The 19,284-nt window shown below is 73.3% G+C and carries 15 protein-coding genes; 10 read left to right on the top strand and 5 right to left on the bottom strand.

The window, feature by feature from the left end:
• Positions 1–20 precede the first annotated feature (20 nt).
• From DSM112329_RS17050 to typA, 3 genes are all read left to right on the top strand, one after another.
• Entirely contained in the window at positions 21–2,246 is a 2,226-nt protein-coding gene (locus DSM112329_RS17050; RefSeq protein ID WP_354697756.1) for a molybdopterin-dependent oxidoreductase, read from the top strand.
• A complete protein-coding gene (locus DSM112329_RS17045; RefSeq protein ID WP_354697755.1) occupies positions 2,243–2,455 on the top strand; it encodes a hypothetical protein in 213 nt (70 codons plus the stop codon). Before DSM112329_RS17050 ends, DSM112329_RS17045 begins: the two co-directional genes overlap by 4 nt.
• 162 nt (positions 2,456–2,617) lie before the next feature.
• The gene (gene typA, locus DSM112329_RS17040; protein WP_354697754.1) at positions 2,618–4,468 is read left to right on the top strand and encodes a translational GTPase TypA; all 1,851 of its coding nucleotides are present in this window, start codon (positions 2,618–2,620) and stop codon (positions 4,466–4,468) included.
• Between the two features lie 30 nt (positions 4,469–4,498).
• Here typA and DSM112329_RS17035 read toward each other — a convergent pair whose 3' ends face one another.
• A complete protein-coding gene (locus DSM112329_RS17035) occupies positions 4,499–5,386 on the bottom strand; it encodes a bile acid:sodium symporter family protein (protein ID WP_354697753.1) in 888 nt (295 codons plus the stop codon).
• A 119-nt stretch (positions 5,387–5,505) separates the two neighbouring features.
• Between DSM112329_RS17035 and DSM112329_RS17030 the strand changes: the two genes are divergently transcribed.
• The 3 genes from DSM112329_RS17030 to DSM112329_RS17020 all read left to right on the top strand — a co-directional run bounded on the left by DSM112329_RS17030 (position 5,506) and on the right by DSM112329_RS17020 (position 7,724).
• Positions 5,506–6,051 (top strand): sigma-70 family RNA polymerase sigma factor, encoded by a 546-nt coding sequence (locus DSM112329_RS17030; protein ID WP_354697752.1) that lies wholly within the window; start codon positions 5,506–5,508, stop codon positions 6,049–6,051.
• 11 nt (positions 6,052–6,062) lie between these two features.
• Positions 6,063–6,989: a hypothetical protein gene (locus DSM112329_RS17025; protein ID WP_354697751.1), complete on the top strand. Its 927-nt coding sequence runs from the start codon at positions 6,063–6,065 to the stop codon at positions 6,987–6,989.
• Between the two features lie 78 nt (positions 6,990–7,067).
• Positions 7,068–7,724, top strand: coding sequence for a hypothetical protein (locus DSM112329_RS17020; RefSeq protein WP_354697750.1), 657 nt, complete (start codon positions 7,068–7,070; stop codon positions 7,722–7,724).
• A gap of 29 nt (positions 7,725–7,753) precedes the next feature.
• Here the strand turns inward: DSM112329_RS17020 and DSM112329_RS17015 are convergent, their stop codons facing one another.
• Complete coding sequence (locus tag DSM112329_RS17015; RefSeq protein WP_354697749.1) at positions 7,754–10,513, bottom strand: AAA family ATPase; 2,760 nt, start codon at positions 10,511–10,513, stop codon at positions 7,754–7,756.
• A 69-nt stretch (positions 10,514–10,582) separates the two neighbouring features.
• Here DSM112329_RS17015 and DSM112329_RS17010 point away from each other — a divergent pair, with 69 nt between their 5' ends.
• Positions 10,583–11,983 (top strand): MFS transporter, encoded by a 1,401-nt coding sequence (locus tag DSM112329_RS17010; RefSeq protein ID WP_354697748.1) that lies wholly within the window; start codon positions 10,583–10,585, stop codon positions 11,981–11,983.
• An 8-nt stretch (positions 11,984–11,991) separates the two neighbouring features.
• Here DSM112329_RS17010 and DSM112329_RS17005 read toward each other — a convergent pair whose 3' ends face one another.
• Positions 11,992–12,552: a TetR family transcriptional regulator C-terminal domain-containing protein gene (locus tag DSM112329_RS17005; protein ID WP_354697747.1), complete on the bottom strand. Its 561-nt coding sequence runs from the start codon at positions 12,550–12,552 to the stop codon at positions 11,992–11,994.
• 79 nt (positions 12,553–12,631) lie between these two features.
• Between DSM112329_RS17005 and DSM112329_RS17000 the strand changes: the two genes are divergently transcribed.
• A complete protein-coding gene (locus DSM112329_RS17000) occupies positions 12,632–14,356 on the top strand; it encodes an NAD(P)/FAD-dependent oxidoreductase (RefSeq protein WP_354697746.1) in 1,725 nt (574 codons plus the stop codon).
• Positions 14,357–14,420: 64 nt separating this feature from the next.
• On the opposite strand, the gene DSM112329_RS16995 is transcribed toward DSM112329_RS17000, so the two are convergent.
• Both DSM112329_RS16995 and DSM112329_RS16990 read right to left on the bottom strand, forming a co-directional pair.
• Positions 14,421–15,710 (bottom strand): hypothetical protein, encoded by a 1,290-nt coding sequence (locus tag DSM112329_RS16995; protein WP_354697745.1) that lies wholly within the window; start codon positions 15,708–15,710, stop codon positions 14,421–14,423.
• A gap of 53 nt (positions 15,711–15,763) precedes the next feature.
• Entirely contained in the window at positions 15,764–16,906 is a 1,143-nt protein-coding gene (locus tag DSM112329_RS16990) for an acyl-CoA dehydrogenase family protein (protein WP_354697744.1), read from the bottom strand.
• A gap of 154 nt (positions 16,907–17,060) precedes the next feature.
• Here DSM112329_RS16990 and DSM112329_RS16985 point away from each other — a divergent pair, with 154 nt between their 5' ends.
• Positions 17,061–17,669 (top strand): TetR family transcriptional regulator C-terminal domain-containing protein, encoded by a 609-nt coding sequence (locus DSM112329_RS16985; protein WP_354697743.1) that lies wholly within the window; start codon positions 17,061–17,063, stop codon positions 17,667–17,669.
• 61 nt (positions 17,670–17,730) lie between these two features.
• The gene (locus DSM112329_RS16980; protein ID WP_354697742.1) at positions 17,731–19,263 is read left to right on the top strand and encodes a DUF3105 domain-containing protein; all 1,533 of its coding nucleotides are present in this window, start codon (positions 17,731–17,733) and stop codon (positions 19,261–19,263) included.
• The last annotated feature ends 21 nt before the right edge of the window (positions 19,264–19,284 follow it).

The following is a 19,284-nucleotide window of genomic DNA, read 5'->3' as shown; positions in this document are numbered from 1 at the left end:
GTCGCTCCTATTTTAGAAGCATGAGTCCTGTGGAGGTCAAGAAGGCGGTATGCACGGTGTGCGACATCGCCTGCCAGCTCGAGGTCCACGTGCAGGACGGCGAGGTCCTGAAGGTCGCCCCGCCGTCCAACCCCGTCGTCGCCGACAACTTCTGCTTCAAGGGCATCACGGCGCCGAAGCTCTACGCCCTCCCGGAGCGGCTGAAGACGCCGCTGCGGCGCGTCGGCGAGCGGGGGTCGGGCGAGTGGGAGGAGGTCACGTGGGATGAGGCGATGAGCGACATCGCGGCGCGGCTGAAGCGCGTGGTCGACGAACACGGCCCCGAGGCGTTCGCCGTCTCCACCTCCAACTGGAACACGAGTGTGGAGATGGGGATGGGCCGGCGGTTCATGAACCTGCTCGGATCGCCGAATTGGATCAGCGGCGTGGCGATGTGCATGGGCAACACGGCCGCGGTGAACAAGCTGACGCTCGGTTGGTTCCCCTGGCCGGACCTGCTCAACACCGAGCTCGTCGTCCTCGGCGGGCACAACCCGCGCAAGCACTCGTGGACGCCGATCTACAACCTCGTCCGCCAGGCGCAGGCCAAGGGCGGCAAGCTGATCGTGCTGGACCCGCGCGTCTCCGGCCAGGCGGAGAAGGCCGACATCCACCTGCAGCTGCGGGCCGGGACGGACGCGGCGATGTACCTGGGCTGGTTGCGGGTGATCGTCGACGAGCAGCTCTACGACGAGGACTTCGTCCGCGACTGGACCGTCGGCTTCGACGCGCTCCGGGAGCGCCTGGCCGAGTACCCGCTGGAGCGGGTCGCGGAGATCACCGGCGTGGAGATCGCGAAGATCCAGACGGCGGCCCGGATGTACGCAGGGGCGCGGTCGGCGTGCATGCCGTGGTCGCCGACGACCGACCAGCAGGTCTCGTCCACGTCCGCGATCCGCTGCCAGTCGATCCTGAAGGCGATCTGCGGCCACCTGGACGTCCCCGGCGGCGAGCTGATGTACGGCTTCAACGCCGAGTACCTCACGGAGTCCAAGCTCGAGCTCCACGAGGCGCTCTCGCCGGAGCAGCGGGGCAAGCAGCTCGGCTACGACGAGTACCCGGCGTTCACGCACCGGACGGGGGAGCTCCTCGCGCCGCACACCGAGCGGGTCTACGGCCATGCCTACGCGAACCTCGTGATGGGCTCCTACATGGCGAACCCGTCGTCGCTGTTCAAGGCGATGGCGGACGGCGACCCGTATCCGGTGAAGGCGTTCTTCACGCTCGGGAACAACACGCTGATGAGCTACGCCAACCAGCCCCGGATCCGGGAGGGGCTGATGAACCAGGACCTGATCGTCGCGCACGAGCTGTTCATGACCCCGACCGCCGAGCTGGCGGACTACGTCCTGCCGGGGGACACGTGGCTGGAGCGGCCGAACATCCACGACTCGTTCGGCTGGCGCTCGTGGCTGATCAGCTCCGAGCAGGCCGTCCAGCCTCCCGAGAACTGCCGCAGCGTCTTCGCCTTCTGGGTCGATCTCGCTGAGCGCATGGGCCTCGGCGAGCAGATGCCGTGGAAGACGCTGGAGGCCATGCTCGACCACCGCATGCAGCCGATGGGCATGAGCTACCAGGAGTTCATCGACACCTACGACATGCGGATCGCGAAGCACCAGTACCGCTCGTACCGGCGCACGGGCTTCGGCACCCCGTCCGGCAAGATCGAGCTGAGCTCCAGCGTGCTGGAGGAGATCGGGTTCGACCCGCTGCCGTACTACCGCGAGCCGCACCGCGACCCCGCCTTCCCCTACAACGTCTTCATCGGCGTCCGCGAGGACCCGTACTTCCAGACCGGCCAGCGGCAACTGCCGTCTGCGCGGAAGATGTCGCCGCTGCCGAAGATCTTCGTCCATCCCGACGACGCCACGGACGAGGGCCTGGTCGCGGGCGACTGGGTGAACGTCAGCTCCGGGCACGGCAGCGTCAGCGGCGTGGTCGAGCTGCGGCCCGACATGCTCCGCGGTCACCTTCGCGTCCCGCACGGCTGGTGGTTCCCCGAGCTGATCGGCAAGCTCGACGGGGCCGGCGCCGACCAGCACAACGACGGCATGCTCATCGACGACACCGCGGACCACCTGGACCGCGAGCAGGGCGTCCCCCAGTTCAAGGGCTTCGCGGGCGCGCTGCACCGCCTCGACGGGCCACCGCCGCACATCGCCGACGTGCTGCATCAGAAGGACGCGACCCCGGTGCTGTTCACATGACCCGCGCCGAGGAGTTGAAGCTGCTCGCCCGCGAGCGGCGCGCGGCCACCGAGCAGGCGCTGCTGAACCGCGCGGTCCGCAACAACAAGGGCCCGGTCGACCGCGTCATCACCAAGCTCGTCATGACCCAGATCCCCAACGTCCCCGACGAGCACGCCGGCGGCGCGCCGGGGCAGCGCGGTCGACTCGACGCGCCGCCCAAGCGGTGACCGCACATCCCGAGCGTGTGTTCTGCAAGTCGGTAGGGTCGCGTCCATTGGGCGTGAGGCACGTGCGGCGAGCCGGTCGGCGTTGCCCGAAACGCGCCGCGGCAGGCACGCCGGACCCACCCCAGCGGCGGTCTGAGGCACAACTGCCCTACGGTTCACCGCGTGCTCGCCCGTCAAGATCTACGCAACGTCGCCATCATCGCGCACGTCGACCATGGAAAAACCACGCTGGTCGACGCCCTGCTGCGCCAGTCCGGAACGTTCTCCGACCACGGGGAAGTCACCGACCGGGTCATGGACTCGATGGACCAGGAGCGCGAGCGCGGCATCACGATCCTGGCCAAGAACGCGGCCATCCGCTACACCGCCCCCGGGGCGGACGAGGTCAAGATCAACCTCGTCGACACCCCCGGCCACGCCGACTTCGGGGGCGAGGTCGAGCGCGGCCTGACGATGGTCGATGGGGTGGTGCTCCTCGTCGACAGCTCCGAGGGCCCGCTGCCCCAGACCCGGTTCGTCCTGCGCAAGGCGCTGGAGGCGAACCTGCCGGTCATCCTCGTCATCAACAAGGTCGACCGTCCGGACGCCCGCATCAGCGAGGTGGTCGACGAGGTCTACCAGCTGTTTATCGACCTCGACGCCAACGAGGCGCAGATCGAGTTCCCGATCGTCTACACGAACGCCCGCGCCGGCCAGGCGTCCCTGGAGCAGGGCGTCGACGGCGCCGACCTCAAGCCGCTGCTGGACCTGCTGGTGTCGACGGTCCCGGCGCCGACCTACACCGAGGGCCACGGCCTGCAGGCGCTGGTCACGAACCTCGACGCGTCCGCCTACCTCGGCCGGCTGGCGCTCTGCCGCGTGCACAACGGCAACATCAAGAAGGGCCAGACCGTCGCCTGGTGCCGTCACGAGTCGGGCGCGATCGAGAAGGTCCGGGTCGCCGAGCTGTACCTCACCGAGGGCATGAACCGCGTCGCCGCGGACGGCGCCGGGCCCGGCGACATCATCGCCCTCGCCGGGTTCCCGGACATCACGATCGGCGACACGGTCGCCGATTCCGAGGACCCCAAGCCGCTGCCCCCCGTCAGCGTCGACGAGCCTGCGCTCGGCATGACCATCGGCATCAACACGAGCCCGCTGGCGGGCAAGGTCGGCTCCAAGCTGACCGCGCGCCAGGTCTCCGACCGGCTCCAGGCGGAGCTCGTCGGCAACGTGTCGATCCGGGTCCTCGAGACCGAGCGCCCCGACACCTGGGAGGTCCAGGGCCGCGGCGAGCTGCAGCTCGGCGTGCTGGTCGAGAGCATGCGCCGCGAGGGCTTCGAGCTCACCGTCGGCAAGCCCAAGGTCGTCACGCAGGAGGTCAACGGCAAGGTCCACGAGCCGATCGAGCGCATGGCCATCGACGTGCCCGAGGACTTCCTCGGCACCGTCACGCAGCTCATGGCCCTCCGCAAGGGCCGCATGGAGCAGATGATCAACCACGGCACGGGCTGGGTCCGGCTCGAGTACCTGGTCCCTGCCCGCGGCCTGATCGGCTTCCGCACCGAGTTCATGACCGAGACGCGCGGCTCCGGGATCATGCACTCGGTCTTCGAGCGCTACGAGCCGTGGCAGGGCGAGATCAAGACCCGCGCCCAGGGCTCCCTGGTCGCCGACCGCACCGGCAAGACCGCGTCGTTCGCGATCATGCGCATGCAGGAGCGCGGCGCGCTGTTCGTCGGCCCCGGCGAGGACGTCTACGAGGGCATGATCGTCGGCTCCAACGCCCGCGCCGACGACCTCGACGTCAACGCGGTGCGGGAGAAGAAGCAGACCAACATCCGGTCCGCCAACGCCGACGAGATGGTCAACATCGTGCCGGCGCTGCGCCTGTCCCTGGATCAGGCGCTCGAGTTCATCCGCCCGGACGAGTGCGTCGAGGTGACCCCCGACAACGTGCGCCTGCGCAAGGTCCTGCTCTCCGCCACCGACCGCGTGAAGGCGGGGCGCAACGCGGCGAAGGCCGGCGACTGACCGACGCGCAGGCGTCGCCCCCGGCCGGCGTCAGGCCGCCGGGGCGGTGGTCGGCGCCGGGGCCGGCGGGGGGTCCTCGGCGTTCCGGCGGGCCATGAAGCGCGCGAAGAGGCCCGCGGTCACGAACATGAAGATGCCGTAGACCGCGGCGGGCGCGGTGAGGTCGTCGTCGACGCTCGCGGCGACGGCGAGCGCGACGGTGGTGTTGTGCACGCCGAGCTCCAGCGCGATCGCGGTGGCCTGCTTGCCGTTCAGCTTCGCCCCGCGCGCGATCAGGTAGCTGACCGTCATCGCGAGGACGTTGAACGTGATCACGGCGGGGGCGACCTCGTCGAGGGAACCGCTGACCTCGTCGAACTCGCTGATGATCGCGCCCACCACGACGAGCACGAAGGCGGTCAGCGCAACCCGCTTGGCCTTCGCCATGTTCCGCAGGGTCCACTCGGTGCGCCGGGCGCGGATGAGCATGCCGATCGACAGCGGCACGATGGTGATCAGGAAGACCTTCGCCGCGATGCCCGGCATCGAGATCTGGTCGCTGATGTCCTCTGCGCCGAAGTGGTCCGCGGCCAGCCCGAGGAACAGGGGGACCGTGATGACGGAGGCGACGCTCGACACCGCCGTCATCGACACGCTCAGCGCGACGTCGCCCCGGGCGAGGTGGGTGAACATGTTGGCCGTCGTGCCGCCGGGGGAGGACCCCAGCAGCACGATCCCGACCGCCAGCACGGCGGTCAGCCCGTAGAGCTCGCTGACCGAGAAGGCCAGCAGCGGAGAGATGACCAGCAGGTTCGCCAGCCCGATGCCGACGCCCTTGGGTGCCGTAAGGACCCGCCGGAAGTCGGCCGGCGTGAGCGTCAGCCCGAGCGACCCCATGATCAGGGTCAGCGAGAGCGGCAGCATCACGTCGGCGAACACGGGGGCGAGCGTACAGCGACCCCCGCCCGCCGGTCCTGGGGCCGAGCGTGCGCGGCATCCGTCCGACCCTCCGGAGGCCGGGATGACACGATCCGGGGAAGCCGGACACTCTCCCCTTGATGGCACGCCCCGCTGATTCAGAGGCCTTCCGTGCGTTGTTCGCCGAGCACTACCGCACGGTCTGCCGCTACCTGTCCGCGCGCACCCAGGCCGACCAGGTCGAGGACGTCGCCGGGGAGGTCTTCCTGATCGCGTGGCGGCGCCGGGGCGACCTGCCCGCGGACCCCGTCCCGTGGCTCCTCGGGACGGCCCGCAAGTGCCTGGCCAACCAGCGTCGCTCGCGGGAGCGGGCCGCCGCGCTGGCCGAGCGCCTGGCGCTCGTCGCCGCTCCCCCGGCGGACGACGACCAGGACTCCCCGGCCCGCCGCCGCGCGGTCCTTGCCGCGCTCGCCGCGGTCTCCGAGGCCGACCGCGAACTGCTGCTGCTGTCGCTGTGGGACGGGCTGCCGCCGCGGGCGATCGCGGCCGTGATGCGGCTGCCCCCGGTGCTCGTGCGGACGCGCCTGAGTCGCGCCTCGCGGCGCCTCCAAAGCGCCCTGACCGACGAGCTGGACCGCGAAGACCTGGCCGTCCCCGCCCGCCTCACGACGACGTCCACCACCTGATGGGAGATCCGATGCCCCGCGCCGACGACATGCTTCGCGAGCTGCGCCCGACCGAGGACGCGGCGTCCCATGACCCCGCGGGTCCGGCCGCCACCGCGACGCTCGAACGGATCCTCTCGGGCCCCCAGCCGGCCCCACGTGCCGCGCGTAGGCCGCCGGTGCGGCGGGTGCTCGCGGGCGGACTGGCGGCGGTGGCGGTCGCCGGCGCGGTAGTCCTGGTCCCGGTCGGCGGCGACTCGCCCGACGTGCTGGCCCGCGCCGCCACCGCGCTCAACGACGGTGACGCGATCCTGCACGTCAAGGCGGTCCGCCGGGGCATGTTCGACAACCCGGACCTGACCGAGGAGAGCTGGCAGACGACCGACGGGCGCCAGGTCCGCACGCTCTACGAGAGCGGCAAGGAGGTCGTCCAGGACTGGGACACGCGCACGAACCTGAGCTACAGCACCGACCGCGACACGGTCACGCGTCACACCGACCCGGACCTGTTCCCGCCCGGCGGCCCGAAGAGCGTCGACAACAACCCGACGCCGCTGGGCTTCGACGCGCTCGGCGACCTGCAGGGCCTGCTCGAGCGGGCCCGCCGCGGGGACGGATCCGTCCGCCTGCTCGACGACACGCAGATCGACGGACGGCCCGTCCACCAGATCGAGATCAGCTATCCGGTGCGGCTCCAGATGCCGCCCGCCGGTGGTGGAGGCGACCCCAAGGACTGGCCGTCGCGCACGGTGAGCTTCAGCCGCCTGGTGTTCGTCGACCGCGAGGACTTCCTGCCCGTGCGCGTCGTCGAGCGCACGCCGCCATCGATCAGCCTGGTCATCGATTTCATCGAGGCCGAGCGGCTGCCGCGGACGCCCGAGACCGAGGCCAAGCTGCGCTTCGCCCCGCACCCGGGGGCCAGGCAGGTCGTCGAAGGCGACATCGCCGAGTTCGGCTGACGCTCGCCGTCGCGCCCACCTCCTTTCCGCAAAGCCGTCACGCGCGGCGCAGAACACCCCTACCGAAAGCAGGCCAGCATGACCTACCTGACCCTTCGCAAGGCGCCGCCCGGCCGCCCGCGGACCATCTGCCGCGCCGCGCTCCTCGTCGTCGTCCTGGTGCTCGGCGCGCTCGCGCCCGCCACGGCCGCCGCTGCACCGACCGCCGCCGTCACCGCACTGCTCGAGGACTGCGCCGTGGACGGCGTGCTCGACCGGACCTACAGCGGGGCCGAGTACCAGGGCGCCCTCGAGAACATCCCGACCGACCTGGACGAGTACTCCGACTGCCGCGCGGTGATCCGGCAGGCGCAGCTGGCGGCCGGCGGTGCGCCGTCGCGTGCCGGCGGCTCCGACGACGGCGCGGTGACCGCCGCGGGCAGCGCAGGCGGCGGGTCGGGCACCGGCACCGGTAGCACGGCCGGCGTCGGCGGCGGCCTGGCCGCGTACGAGAACGCGGTGGCCACCGCGACCCCGCAGGAGCGTGCCGCCCTGGCGCGCGCCACCACCGATGGACCCGTGGCCATCGAGCTGGCCGGTCAGCGGGTGAGCCCGGACTCGCTCGCCCGCGGCGACCTCGCCGCGAGCAACCGCATCCCGGCGCCGCTCGTGCTCGTCCTGGTCCTGCTCGCCGGTGGCCTGCTGATGATGTCCGCCGTCCGGCGCCTTCCCGAGCGGCTGACGATCCGGTCCTGAAGGATCGCGCCGCGCCAGGGCGGCGAGGATCAGCGGTCGTCGAGGTCCGCGGCGCGCAGCATCCGCCGTCCCGGGATCTCGAGCTTCGCGTAGACGCGGCGCAGGTGCGTGGCGACCGTGTTGGCGGACAGGTGCAGGCTCGCCGCGATCTCGGCGTTGCTCGCCCCGCCTGCGGCCGCCCGGGCGACCCGGAGCTCGGCGACGGTCAGCCGGTCGCGGTCGTCGCCGCTGCGGCGACGCCGCCCGCCCGCGAGCCGGAGCTCGGCCCCCGCCTGGTCGGCCAGGGGCCGGGCGCCGTGGTGCTCGGCGATCCGCAGCGCCTCGGCGAGCTGTGGCCGCGCCTCGACGGTCATCCCCTCGCGGCGCTGCAGGGCACCGCCGGCGATCAGCGCCTCGGCGCGCTGCAGGGGCAGGTCGGTGTCGCCGAGCGCGGTCAGCGCGCCCTCGTAGCCCTCGAGCGCTGTCGCGGCGTGGCCCGCGTGCTCGTCGATCCGGGCCCGGGCGAGGGCCAGCGCGAACCTTGGCCAGCGCGCCGGGTGACGGACGGCGAGCGGCGTGAGCGCGGCGACGACGCGGTCGGCGTCCTCCCGGCGCCCCGCCAGCAGGTGCGCGGCGACTGCGTGGGCCGCGTACTGGGTGTGGCTCGGCTCGCGCACCCCCGCGCCGGCGAGCGTGCGCTCGACCTGGAGGAACGCGTCCGACGCCGCCGGGTCGCCGGCCCAGAGCGCTTGCAGGCCGTGCGCGAAGGCGGCCCAGACCTCGAGCTGCCACGCGCCCGCCGCTGCTGCCAGCGCCGCGTCGCGCGCCTGGGCCGCCTCCTCGAAGCGACCCATCCAGGTCAGGACGAGCCCGCGGAGCGCAGCCACGACCGGGACGGCCATGGGCGTGAGGTCCGCGTAGCGGCCGGCCTGCTGCGCCGCGTCCAGCGCCGCCTGCAGATGACCACGGCGCAGGAGGACATTGCCCTGGAAGATGCTCACCGCGGCCGATCCACCCGCGGCACCGACCGACTCCAGTCGCGCGGCCGCGAGGTCCAGCGCGGCCGTGCACTCGTCGAACCGCTCGACGTACAGCGCGCAGTGGGCGAACGGGTAGATCGGCGACAGGGGCGACACGAGGTCTGCCGTGGGCAGCGCGGCTGCGCGTGACGGGCTCTCGACCCATCGCCTGATGGCGACCGTCGCGGTGATGCCCTCGGGGTCGCCGGTCTCGGCGGCGAGCCCGCCCCAGCTCGCGTCCGTCGCCTCGCGCAGCGCCGGCTCGGCCTCGATCGCCAGCCGTCGCGCCCGGACGGCCAGCGGCAGCGCCCAACCGGGCCCGGAAGCCATCCACGTCGTCACGACCTGCTCGAGGAGCGGTCGGATCGCTGCCACCGGGTCGTGCAGCTCGGCGAGCGCGACCGCGTGCTCGAGCTCGGTCGCGCCGCGGTCGGGCTCGCCCATGAGGTACGCGCAGCGGCCCAGGAGCGTCAGCGCCTCCACGCGCGTGCTCCAGTCGATCTCCTCCTGCGCGAGGACCTCGCGACAGCGTGCCGCGCCCTCCGCCGCCCGCCCCGTGGCGCACAAGGCCTCGGCCAGGGTCAGCAGCAGGGTCGTGCCCGCGCGGTCGCCGAGGAAACGCGCGGCGGCCTCGAGCCGCTGCACCCCGGTCTCCAGCGCGCCCGCCAGCAGCGCCGCGCGGCCCACCCGCTCGAGTACGGTCGCCGCTTCCGGGTCGCCGGACAGGTCGGCGCGGATCGCGTGCTCCGCCGCTTCGTCTGCCCGCCCGCGCCGGACCAGGTCGCCGAAGGCGGCAGCGTGCAGCCGCTGGCGCAGCGCGGGGTGGAGGTCCTCGTACAGCGCCTGGCGCAGAAGCGGGTGCACGAAGCGCAGCCGGCCGGGGCCGTCGGCGCCGACGAGGCCCGCGCGGTGCAGCGCCTCGAACGCGCCGTCGACGGTCGCGACCGGCAGCGCCGCCAGGTCGGACACGATCGCGGGCTGGAAGCTCGTCCCCAGCAGGCTCGCGGTCCGCGCCACCCGCAGCGCGTCGGGGTCCAGGCCGGCGAACCGCGCGACCAGCACGCGATGCGGCGCCGCGCCGTCGGCGCTCGCGTCGGCGAACGGATCCTCGCCGCGGCCCAGCGCCGCGCCGACGTGCACGGTCAGCAGCGGGTTTCCCTGGCACCGGTCCCACGCCCGGCGCGCAGCCTCCTCGCTCACGGCAGCGCCCGCCCGGTCGTCCAGCAGCACGCGACAGGCGGCGGGGGAGAGGGGCTCGAGCTCCAGCACGCGGGCGTGGCCTCCGGACGCGAGCGCCGCTGCCGCCGCGGCGGCAGCGGGCGGCCACGGCCGCTGCGCGGTGACGATGAGCAGCGGGAGCCCGGCCAGCCGGCGCGCCAGGAACGCGACCGCGTCGAGCGAGTCGGCGTCGGCCCAGTGCACGTCGTCGAGCGTGATCAGGAGCGGGTCGGCGACGCGCCGGCGGACCCGCTCGAGCGCACTGAGGTAGGGGACCGACCGCTCGACCACAGGCCCGGTCGGGGCGAGCGGCACGCCCGAGCCGCCCGGGTCGATCCCCTCGAGCAGCCGCTCGAGGACGCCGAACGCGAGGCCGGTCTCCATCTCCTCGGCGCGGACGTGCACCAGCACGAACCCGGCGGCGCGCTCCCGGATCGCGTCCAGGATCGTGGTCTTGCCGGTCCCCGCGTCCCCCGTGACCACGAGCGTCCCGCCGCGCCCGGACCGCGCCGCGCGCAGGGCCTCCGCCGCGTCCGCGAGCACTCCATCTCGCTCGAGGAGGGGATGCGACATCGCGCGCAGCTTAGCCCGGCCCGAGCGGGCGGGCTCCCCGGCGGTCATCCGGTAGAACTTGCACCGCAGATGGCCCTGGACGACATCCGATCACGCATCCGCCCGGAATGGGTCCTTGCGGTCGGGATCCTCGACTTCTCCCTCGAGCAGGCGGTCATCGCCCCGGCGCTCCCGCTGGTCGCCCAGCGCTACGACGCCTCCGCCACCGATGTCGTGTGGCTGATCACGGCGTTCCTGCTGACCGCCGCGATCGCCACGCCGCTGGCCGGCCGGCTCGGTGACCAGTACGGCCGGCGGCGACTGCTCCTGTGCTCGGTCGGCGCGTTCGTCGCCGGATCCGTGGTGTGCGCGGTCGGCGGGTCGCTCGAGGTCCTCGTCGGCGGCCGCGCCGTGCAGGGCCTCGGCGCGGGGACCGCACCGCTGGCGCTCGCGCTGGTCCGGGACCACGTCCCGCCCGAGCGTGTCTCGCGCGCCGTGGGCATCCTCGTCGGCGCGGCGGGCGGTGGCGCCGTCCTGGGACTGCTGGGCGGTTCGCTGCTGGTCGACGCCGGGTCGCTCGCCGCGCTGTTCTGGGCGCTTGCGGCGGTGGCGACGCTGACCTTCACCGCCATCGCGCTGGCCGTCCCGGAGTCGCCGGTCCGGGCCGCCGTGCCCGTCGACTGGGCAGGCGGCGGGTTGCTCGGCACCGGCCTGGTCGCGCTCGTGCTCGCCATCTCCCAATGCAACGACTGGGGGTGGGACTCCACGCGGGTGCTGGGGCTGTTCGTGGTGGCCGCCGCCGGCCTGGCCGGATTCGCGGGCCGCCAGCGGACGGCGCGGTCACCGCTGTTCGACCCGGGCCTGCTGGTGCGCCGGCCGGTGTGGAGCGCGCAGGTCCTGACGTTCCTGGCGGGCCTCGTCGCCTTCTCCCACCTGGCGGCGCTGCCGTTGCTGGCCGGGCTGCCGAAGAGCACCGGCTACGGGCTGGGCCTGACGACAACGCAAATCGGCGCGGTCCTCGTCCCCAGCTCGATCGCGGCGCTGATCTCCGGTCCGATGGCGGCCCGGCTGGCACCGCGGGTGGGGACGCGCGCGTTGATCGTCGGCGGGCTGCTGTGCATCGCGCTCGGCAACGCGATCCTCGTGGTCTTCCCGGTATCGGTGCTGACGATCGTGCTGGCCGGGGTCCCGCTCGGCCTGGCGTTCGGGCCGACCATCGGGACGACGCTGGACCTCGTCCTCGCCAGCGCAGCGAACGAGGAGAGCGGTGCAGCCCTCGGGCTGACGAACGAGGTGCGGACGGTCGGGTCCGCGCTCGGCGCGACCGTCGCGGCAGCCGTGCTGGTCGCCGGCGGCGAGGTCGCCCCGGGCGTGCCGGTGGCGTCCGCCTTCGACGATGCGTTCGGGACGTTCGCCGTCGCGTCGCTGGTCGCGATCGCGTTCGTCCCGCTCCTGCCGCGGGGCGGACCGGTCCACGCGAGGATCGAGTAGCGCGCGCCTCAGGCGTCGAGCACGAGCGTGAGCGTCGAGGCGAGGAACGCCTCGACCGGCGCCGGGTCGGCCGTGACCTTCGCGCGCAGCAGCGCGCCCTCCCACGCGTCGATCAGCAGCTGCGCCCGGGGGCCGGCGCTGTCGGCGTGATCCGGCTGGGCCTCCGCGATCGCGTCCGCGAGGAGCCCGGCCCAGCCGTCGAAGGCCGCCTCGATGGCGCCGCGGATGACCGGGTTGTCGGCGGCGACCTCGCCCGCGAAGTTCCCCAGCAGGCAGCCGAACGCGTCGCCGCGGCGCCGGAGCTCCCGCCGCAGGTGCTCGAAGTGTGCGCGGATCCGCTCGTCGGGCGGGGCGTCGCCGGCGAGGATCTCGAGCCCAGCGGCCCCGCAGTAGCCCGCGATCACCTCGAGCGCGAACGCCTCCTTGCTCGGGAAGTAGTTGTAGAACGATCCCTTCAGGGCTCCCGAGCGGGCGGCGAGCGCGGCGATCCCGGTGGCGTTGTACCCACGCTGCTGGAACTCGACGGCGCCGGCATCGAGCCACGCGGCCTTCGTCGCGGAGTCAGGCATGCCGACATCATGCCACGACTTTGAGACGATCGACCATCTCGACCTTGAGATGGTCGGTCATTTGTGGTTGGGTCGACCGATGAGCGAACCTGGGACCTGGGATGCGATCGTCGTCGGAGCGGGGCTGGCGGGTCTCACGGCCGGCGCCTATCTGGCGGCGGCGGGACGGCGCGTGATCGTGCTGGAGGCGGGCGACGCGGCAGGCGGCTCCTCCCACGTCTTCCGGCGCAAGAACGAGTGGGAGTTCGACGTGGGCGTGCACCACCTCGGCAACTGCGGCCCCGACGGCCTGCTGCCGATGGTGCTCCGCGGCCTCGCGCTCGAGGACCGCATCGAGTTCCTCCCGTTCGACCCGGACCGCCTGGAGACCTACGTCCTGCCCGGCCTGCAGTTCGAGGCGCCGAAAGGGCTCGACCGCTACGAGGAGGCGCTGGTCGGTGCGTTCCCGGCCGACTCCCGCGGCATCCGGCGGTTCATGCGCGTGATGCGCGGCATCGGCGGCGCGCTCGACCGCGCGGCCGTCCCGTCCTCCCTCCGGGACTTCGGGTCGTTCGGCGTCCGTGCGCCGCAGTGGGCCGCCTGGGCCTACGTCCCGCTGCAGCGGCTCTACGACCTCTGCGGCCTGAGTGCCCAGGCGCAGCTGGTGCTGTCGACGTCGAACGTGAGCTACCTGGCGCCGCCCTCGCGTGCCCCGGTCGGGATGCACGCGGCCTTTCTGTGGGACTTCATCGAGAAGGGCGGGACGTATCCGAAGGGCGGCGGTCAGGTGTTCGCCGCGCACCTCACCGACGTCGTCCGGACCCATGGCGGGACGGTCCGCACCCAGGCCCGGGTGGAGGAGATCGTGATCGCCGAGGGCCGCGTCGCCGGGGTCCGGCTCACGGACGGCGAGGCGCTGGCCGCCCCGGTCGTGCTCTCGGCGGCCGACGTCAAGCGCACCCTCCTGGGCATGGTCGGCCGTGAGCACCTGAAGCTGCGCACGGCCCGCCGCGTCGAGGGTGGCCGCATGTGCCAGCCCTACTTCACCGCCTACCTGGGCGTCGATCTCGACCTCGCCGGCCGGCTGCCGAACACCGACCATCTGAGCTTCCCGACCTGGGACCCGATCGAGGACGTCTTCGCGATGACCCGGGGCCCGCGCCGGCGCACCGACGCGTGGATGGACGACCTCGCGCGTCGGATGCCCGCGTACATCCACAGCTCGACCATCAAGGACCCCGGGACCGCGCGGTACGCGCCGGCGGGGCACACCAACCTCGAGGCGATGTTCCCGATCACCGGCGACCTCGGGCTCTGGGGCCTGTCGGGCGGGCCGGCGGACGGCGGGCAGTACCGGGACAACACGGCCTACCTCGAGCTCAAGGAGCACCTCGTCGACGTGATGATCGACCGGGTCGACGAGGCGATCCCGGGGGTCAAGGAGCACGTCGTCTGGCGCGAGGGCGGGACGCCGGTGACGCAGGAGCGGTACACGACACCGACCGGCGGGACCGCCTACGGCCTGGAGATCGCGGTCGACCAGTTCGCGCAGCGGGGACGCTGGGGCGTGCGGACGGAGATCCCCGGCCTGTTCCTCGCCGGCGCGAGCTGCACCTGGGGCCCGGGCATCGAAGGGGTGATGCACAGCGGGATGTACGCCGCGGCGGCGATCACGGGGCGCGACCTCGCGCGCGAGGTCCGCGGCGGCGCGGTGATCGCCGACGCGGCCCGGCTCAGCCCGGTCGGGCCCGACTGGGATCCGCTCGGCGCCTCGCGTCGGCTGGCGCAGAAGCCGGCCGCCGCGCAGCCCATCCCCGTCGCCTGAGCGGCACGCGGCGACGGGTTCCGGGCGCCCCCGCCCCTCTGAGTCACGTGCTCACGACGCCTGCTCAGAGTCCGGCGCGGACCGCGGCGGCCGCCACCCGCGCGGCGATCGCGGTGCCCGCCGCGTTCAGGTGGATGCCGTCCGGCTCGCGGACGTCGACGTCGCGCCCGCGGTCGCGGATCGCCTCCTGGTAGCCGTCCGGTGACATCAGGCGGTCGATGCGGATCACCGTGACACCGGGCAGCCCGGCGGCGCCGTCGACCAGCGCCCGGTTGACGGCGGCGACGATCGGCACCCGCGCCGCCGCCTTCGGCGCGGCCAGCGTCATCACGTAGACCCGCGCGCGGCCGCGCTGCCGGTAGCGGACGACGATCTCCCGGACGCGACGGGCGTACTCCTCGGTCCACGCGCGGTCGCAGCACGCGACCTCGGCGCCGCCGGGAGTGCTCAGCGGGAAGCCCTCCGCGGCGCCGAGCGAGTAGACGACCGCCCGCGGGCGCAGCCGCGCGACCTGCGAGCGCGCCACGCTCGACCAGTCCCGGGTGCTGAGGCCGAACCCGGGGCGCACGTCGCTCTCGACCGTGGCGACGTCGGCGAGGTCGTCGGCCAGGAAGCTCTCGACGCCCTGCATCGTCGAGTCGCCGGTCGCCAGCACCGTGGGCAGCGCCCGGACCGGAGCGCTGCGGACGCCGACCGCGACCGTCGCCCGGACGCGGCTCGCGCGGACCTGCAGCTCCAGGCGGTACACGCCGCGTGTCCGCGGGCGCAGGGTGAGCGTCCGCGCGGTCGCCCCGGCGGCGAAGGCGAGCTGCCGGCAGTCGCGGCCACCGCCCGGATCCGTGACGCACAGCCGCGTCGCGATCCCGCCCAGCGCCCAGCGGTCGGCGACGCGGACGCGCAGCGGGGTGCCGGGCCGCACCCGCGGCGGCGCGGCGACGGCGAACCGGCGGGCGCAGGATGGGGTGCGGACGCTGGTCTCGCCGCGCAGGAGCGTCCCGTCGGCGGTCGTCGTGCTCGCCGTGAACCGCCGCACCAGCCGGTCGCAGCTCCACGGGACCGCGGCGAGCAGCGACGTGATCGCCGAGTCCGGCGTCGCCTGCTGCCCGAGCCGCGCGGCCCGGTCGCCGACGCACTCCCAGTAGGTGACGGGCGCCCCCTGGGCCAGGAAGAAGCGCAGGTCGACGAGGCCGACGCGGTTCGCGTTCGCCGTGAACTGCGCGGGCTCCCCGGACACCGGTGCGCACGGACCGGCGGCGACCGCCACGCCGGTCTGGCCCGGGACGAGGGCGAGAGCGGCCAGCAGGGGGATGCCAAGCCGGACGAGCCACCGGCGCGGGGAGCGGACGACGTCCATGTCAGCGCGAACCGGCGGCGGCGGGCGAAGTCGCGGACCGCCGGCGACTGCGGTCAGAGCCCGTAGGTCTTCGCGATGATCTCCCGCTGGATCTCGCTCGTCCCGCCGTAGATCGTAGAGACGAGGTTCTGGCGGACGTGGCGCTCCATGTCGTACTCGGTCGCGTAGCCGTAACCGCCCATCATCTGCATGCCCTCGAGGGCGACCTTCTTGCCGGTCTCGGTGACCTTGAGCTTGGCCATCGACGCCTCGCGCGGGTAGAGCATGCCGGGGTTCGCGTCGACCTTCTGGGCCACGTCGTACACCAGCAGCTTGCAGATCTCGACCTCGGTCGCGAGGTCGGCGATCCGGTGCGAGAGCGCCTGGAAGGACCCGATCGGGCGGCCGAACTGCTTGCGCTCCTTGACGTACTCGAGCATGTCGTCGAAGGCGCGCCGCGCGAAGCCGAGCGACTGCGCGGCGATGATCAGGCGCTCGGTGTTCAGGCCCGCCATCAGCTGCATCCAGGCGCCGCCCTCCGAGCCGATCAGGTTCTCGGCCGGGACCTTGACGTCGGTGAAGAAGACGTCGTTCACCACGCGGCCGCCCATCGTGTCGATGCTGCGGATCTCCATGCCCTCGGCGTCCTTGGGGACCATCAGCATCGTCAGCCCCTCGTGCTTCTTCCCGGTGGCGTCCGTCCGGCAGACGAGCAGGATGTGCTCGGCGTAGTGCGCCTCGCTGATCCACGTCTTCTGGCCCTCGACGACGTAGTGGCCGTTCTCGCGCACCGCCTTGCAGCGCAGCGCCCCGACGTCGGACCCGGCCTCCGGCTCGGACATGGCCACGGCCTCGACGTTCCCCGCCGCGATCCCTCCGAGCACCTCCTCCTTCTGGGCCTCGGTCCCGAACTTCTCGTACGGGCCGGCGCTGATCTGCGTCACCGGGTAGCCGCCGATGGGGAGCTGCCCGTAGGAGATCTCCTCTAGGAACAGGCACATGTCGACGGCGCCACCGCCGGCGCCGCCGTACTCCTCCGGGATCGCGACCCCGGTCCACCCGAGGTCGGCCACCTTCTTGTAGAGGTCGACGTTGTGCGGGTCGGCGAAGTTGTTGGTCAGCTGATCGCGCTGCTCGCGCGTGCCGGCCTCGCGCTGGCAGAAGTCGCGCACCGCGGCGGCGAAGTCGCGCTGCTCGTCGGTCAAGGTCAGGGACACGGGAACTCGCTTTCGTGAGAGGGACGGGACACCGTCGGGCCGGCATCCCAAAACAACTTGAAGTCAGAACGACTGTTTCGTAACAGCCGTTTTGTATCAGGCCGCGTGAGCTGCTTGCAATCATAACGACCGTTTCGTAACGTGCGCGCCGACGATGACCCGCTCGATCCGCGACCCCTCCGCACGCCAGCGCATCATCACAGCCGGTGCACGGGCGGTGGCCGCGCACGGCGTGCACGCGGCGAGCGTGCGCGTCATTGCCGCCGAGGCCGGGGTCTCGACGGGCTTCATCACCCACTACTTCACGGACAAGGACGAGCTGATGGAGGCCGTCCTCGAGGCGACGAACCGCCAGGCGGCCGCGCGCGTCCTGCGGGCGGCGCGCAGGGACGGGACGGCGCTCGAGCGCCTCGGCCGGGCGGTCGACGTGATGCTCCCGACCGATCCGCTCCGCCGCCAGGAGTGGCAGGTCTGGGTCGCCGCCTGGGGCGAGGCGTCCAAGGGCGACCGCCTGAGCGACGGCTACCGCGCCGGCTGGACCGGGCTGCGGGACATCTTCGCCGGGCTCCTGGCCGAGGCCCAGCGCGCGGGCGAGCTCGACCCCGCCGTCGACATCGAGCACCGGGCCGATCGCCTCGTGACGCTGCTGGCGGGCATCGGGCTGCTGGCAGGCGTCGAGCGTCCCGGCCGCGTCCGCTCCGCCGCCGAGCGGATGCTGGCCGAGGAGCTCGCGTGGCTGGGGGAGCTGCAGCCCGCGCGGTGACCGCGGCCTGCCGGGTCCTCGTCGCCCGCGGCGGCGGCGCCGGCCTCGTTAGGGTCGGTCGATGCGGCGCACGGGCGATGTGACCAGGCCGATCGGCGGGGCCCTGCTGGCCGCCATCGTGACGGGGCTGGCCGGCTGCGGGGGCGGCGACGACACCTCGACCACCGCGCCGAGGGCGAGCGGCTCCATGAGCACCTCGACCGCCGTGTCGGCAGCCGGCTCGACCAAGGCCACGGCGCTCGAGTACGAGGTCGTCGGCGGGGACGCACAGGCGGCACGGGCGAGCGTCCCGATCCTGAAGCAGCGCCTGGAGCGCGTCGGCGTCCGGGGCGCGACCGTCGCCGCCGACGGCGTCCGCATCCGCGTGACCCTCCGCCGTCCGGCCGACCTCGCGACCGCCCGGCCGCTCTTGGGCCGCGGGCTCGTCCGGTTCTACGACTGGGAGGCCGGGGTCCTGGGGCGCGACGGCACGCCCGTCCCGTCGGACTTCGCCGTGACCGGCGGTCCCCAGGCCGGTGCGCTGGCGTGCGTCCCCCGACGCGAGGCGTCGGCCCGCGCGGGGCGCGCCAAGGGCAAGGCGGTGCTCGTGCGGCAGGAGCTGGCAAGGCCCGCCGCCGACCCCGCCGACTGCTGGTACGCGATCGCCGACGACCCGATCCTGGGCAACGCCGACATCCGCGACCCCGAGCAGAACTTCGACCCGCGCAGCAAGGCGCCGAACGTGACCTTCGACTTCGCCCCGGCGGCCCGCATGCGGTGGCGATCCGCAACGCGCGCGATCGCCCGTCGCGGCGCGGGCCTGGCCGAGAACAGCGAAGGGGTCGCGCTCGCCGACCCGCAGTCCCGCTACCAGCACTTCGCGATCGCGCTCGACGACCAGCTGATCTCCGTCCCGTACATCGACTTCCAGCAGAACCCCGACGGGATCGATGGGACCAACGGCTCGGAGATCAGCGGTGGCTTCACGGTGCAGAGCGCACGGGCGCTCGCCGCGATCCTCGCCACCGAACCGCTGCCCGTCGCGCTGGAGCCGGTTCCCGACCCGGCGCTCGGGACGCCGTCCGCCACGACGTCCACTCCCGACCCCGCCCCGTCGTCCCCCCGGCCGTCTCCGTCGCCCGCGTCGCCGCAGGGGGTCGCCGCCGCGGCGAAGGCCGCGGGCTGCACCCTGCAGAGCCCGCCGATCGAGGGCAGCACCCACGTGGGCGGCAACGTCAGCTACAAGACGAACCCGCCGTCGTCCGGGGACCACGCGCCGGTCGCGGCGAGCGACGGCATCTACGCGCCGGGCAATGAGCCGGCGAAGGAGAGCTACGTCCACTCGCTCGAGCACGGCCGCATCGAGCTCGTCTACCGCCCCGGGACCCCGGTCGCCGTGTCCGACCGGATCGAGGCCCTGGGCTCGGAGGAGCTGAACGGCTCGGCTGCCTACCACGTCCTCGTGTTCCAGAACGACACCCGGATGCCGTACGCCGTCGCCGCGGTCGCGTGGGGCCAGATCCTGGGCTGCAAGGCCCTGACGACCAAGGCCGAGGACGCGATCCGCGCCTTCCGCCGGGCCTACACCGACAAGGGGCCCGAGTTCATCCCGTGACCGGCAAGGGCGCGCGGCAAC

The sequence above is a fragment of the Paraconexibacter sp. AEG42_29 genome, from assembly GCF_040581415.1.
Taxonomy (GTDB): Bacteria; Actinomycetota; Thermoleophilia; order Solirubrobacterales; family Solirubrobacteraceae; genus Paraconexibacter.
The sequence above is the reverse complement of the archived record's forward strand: the minus strand, read 5'-3'. Positions and strand labels throughout refer to the sequence as shown.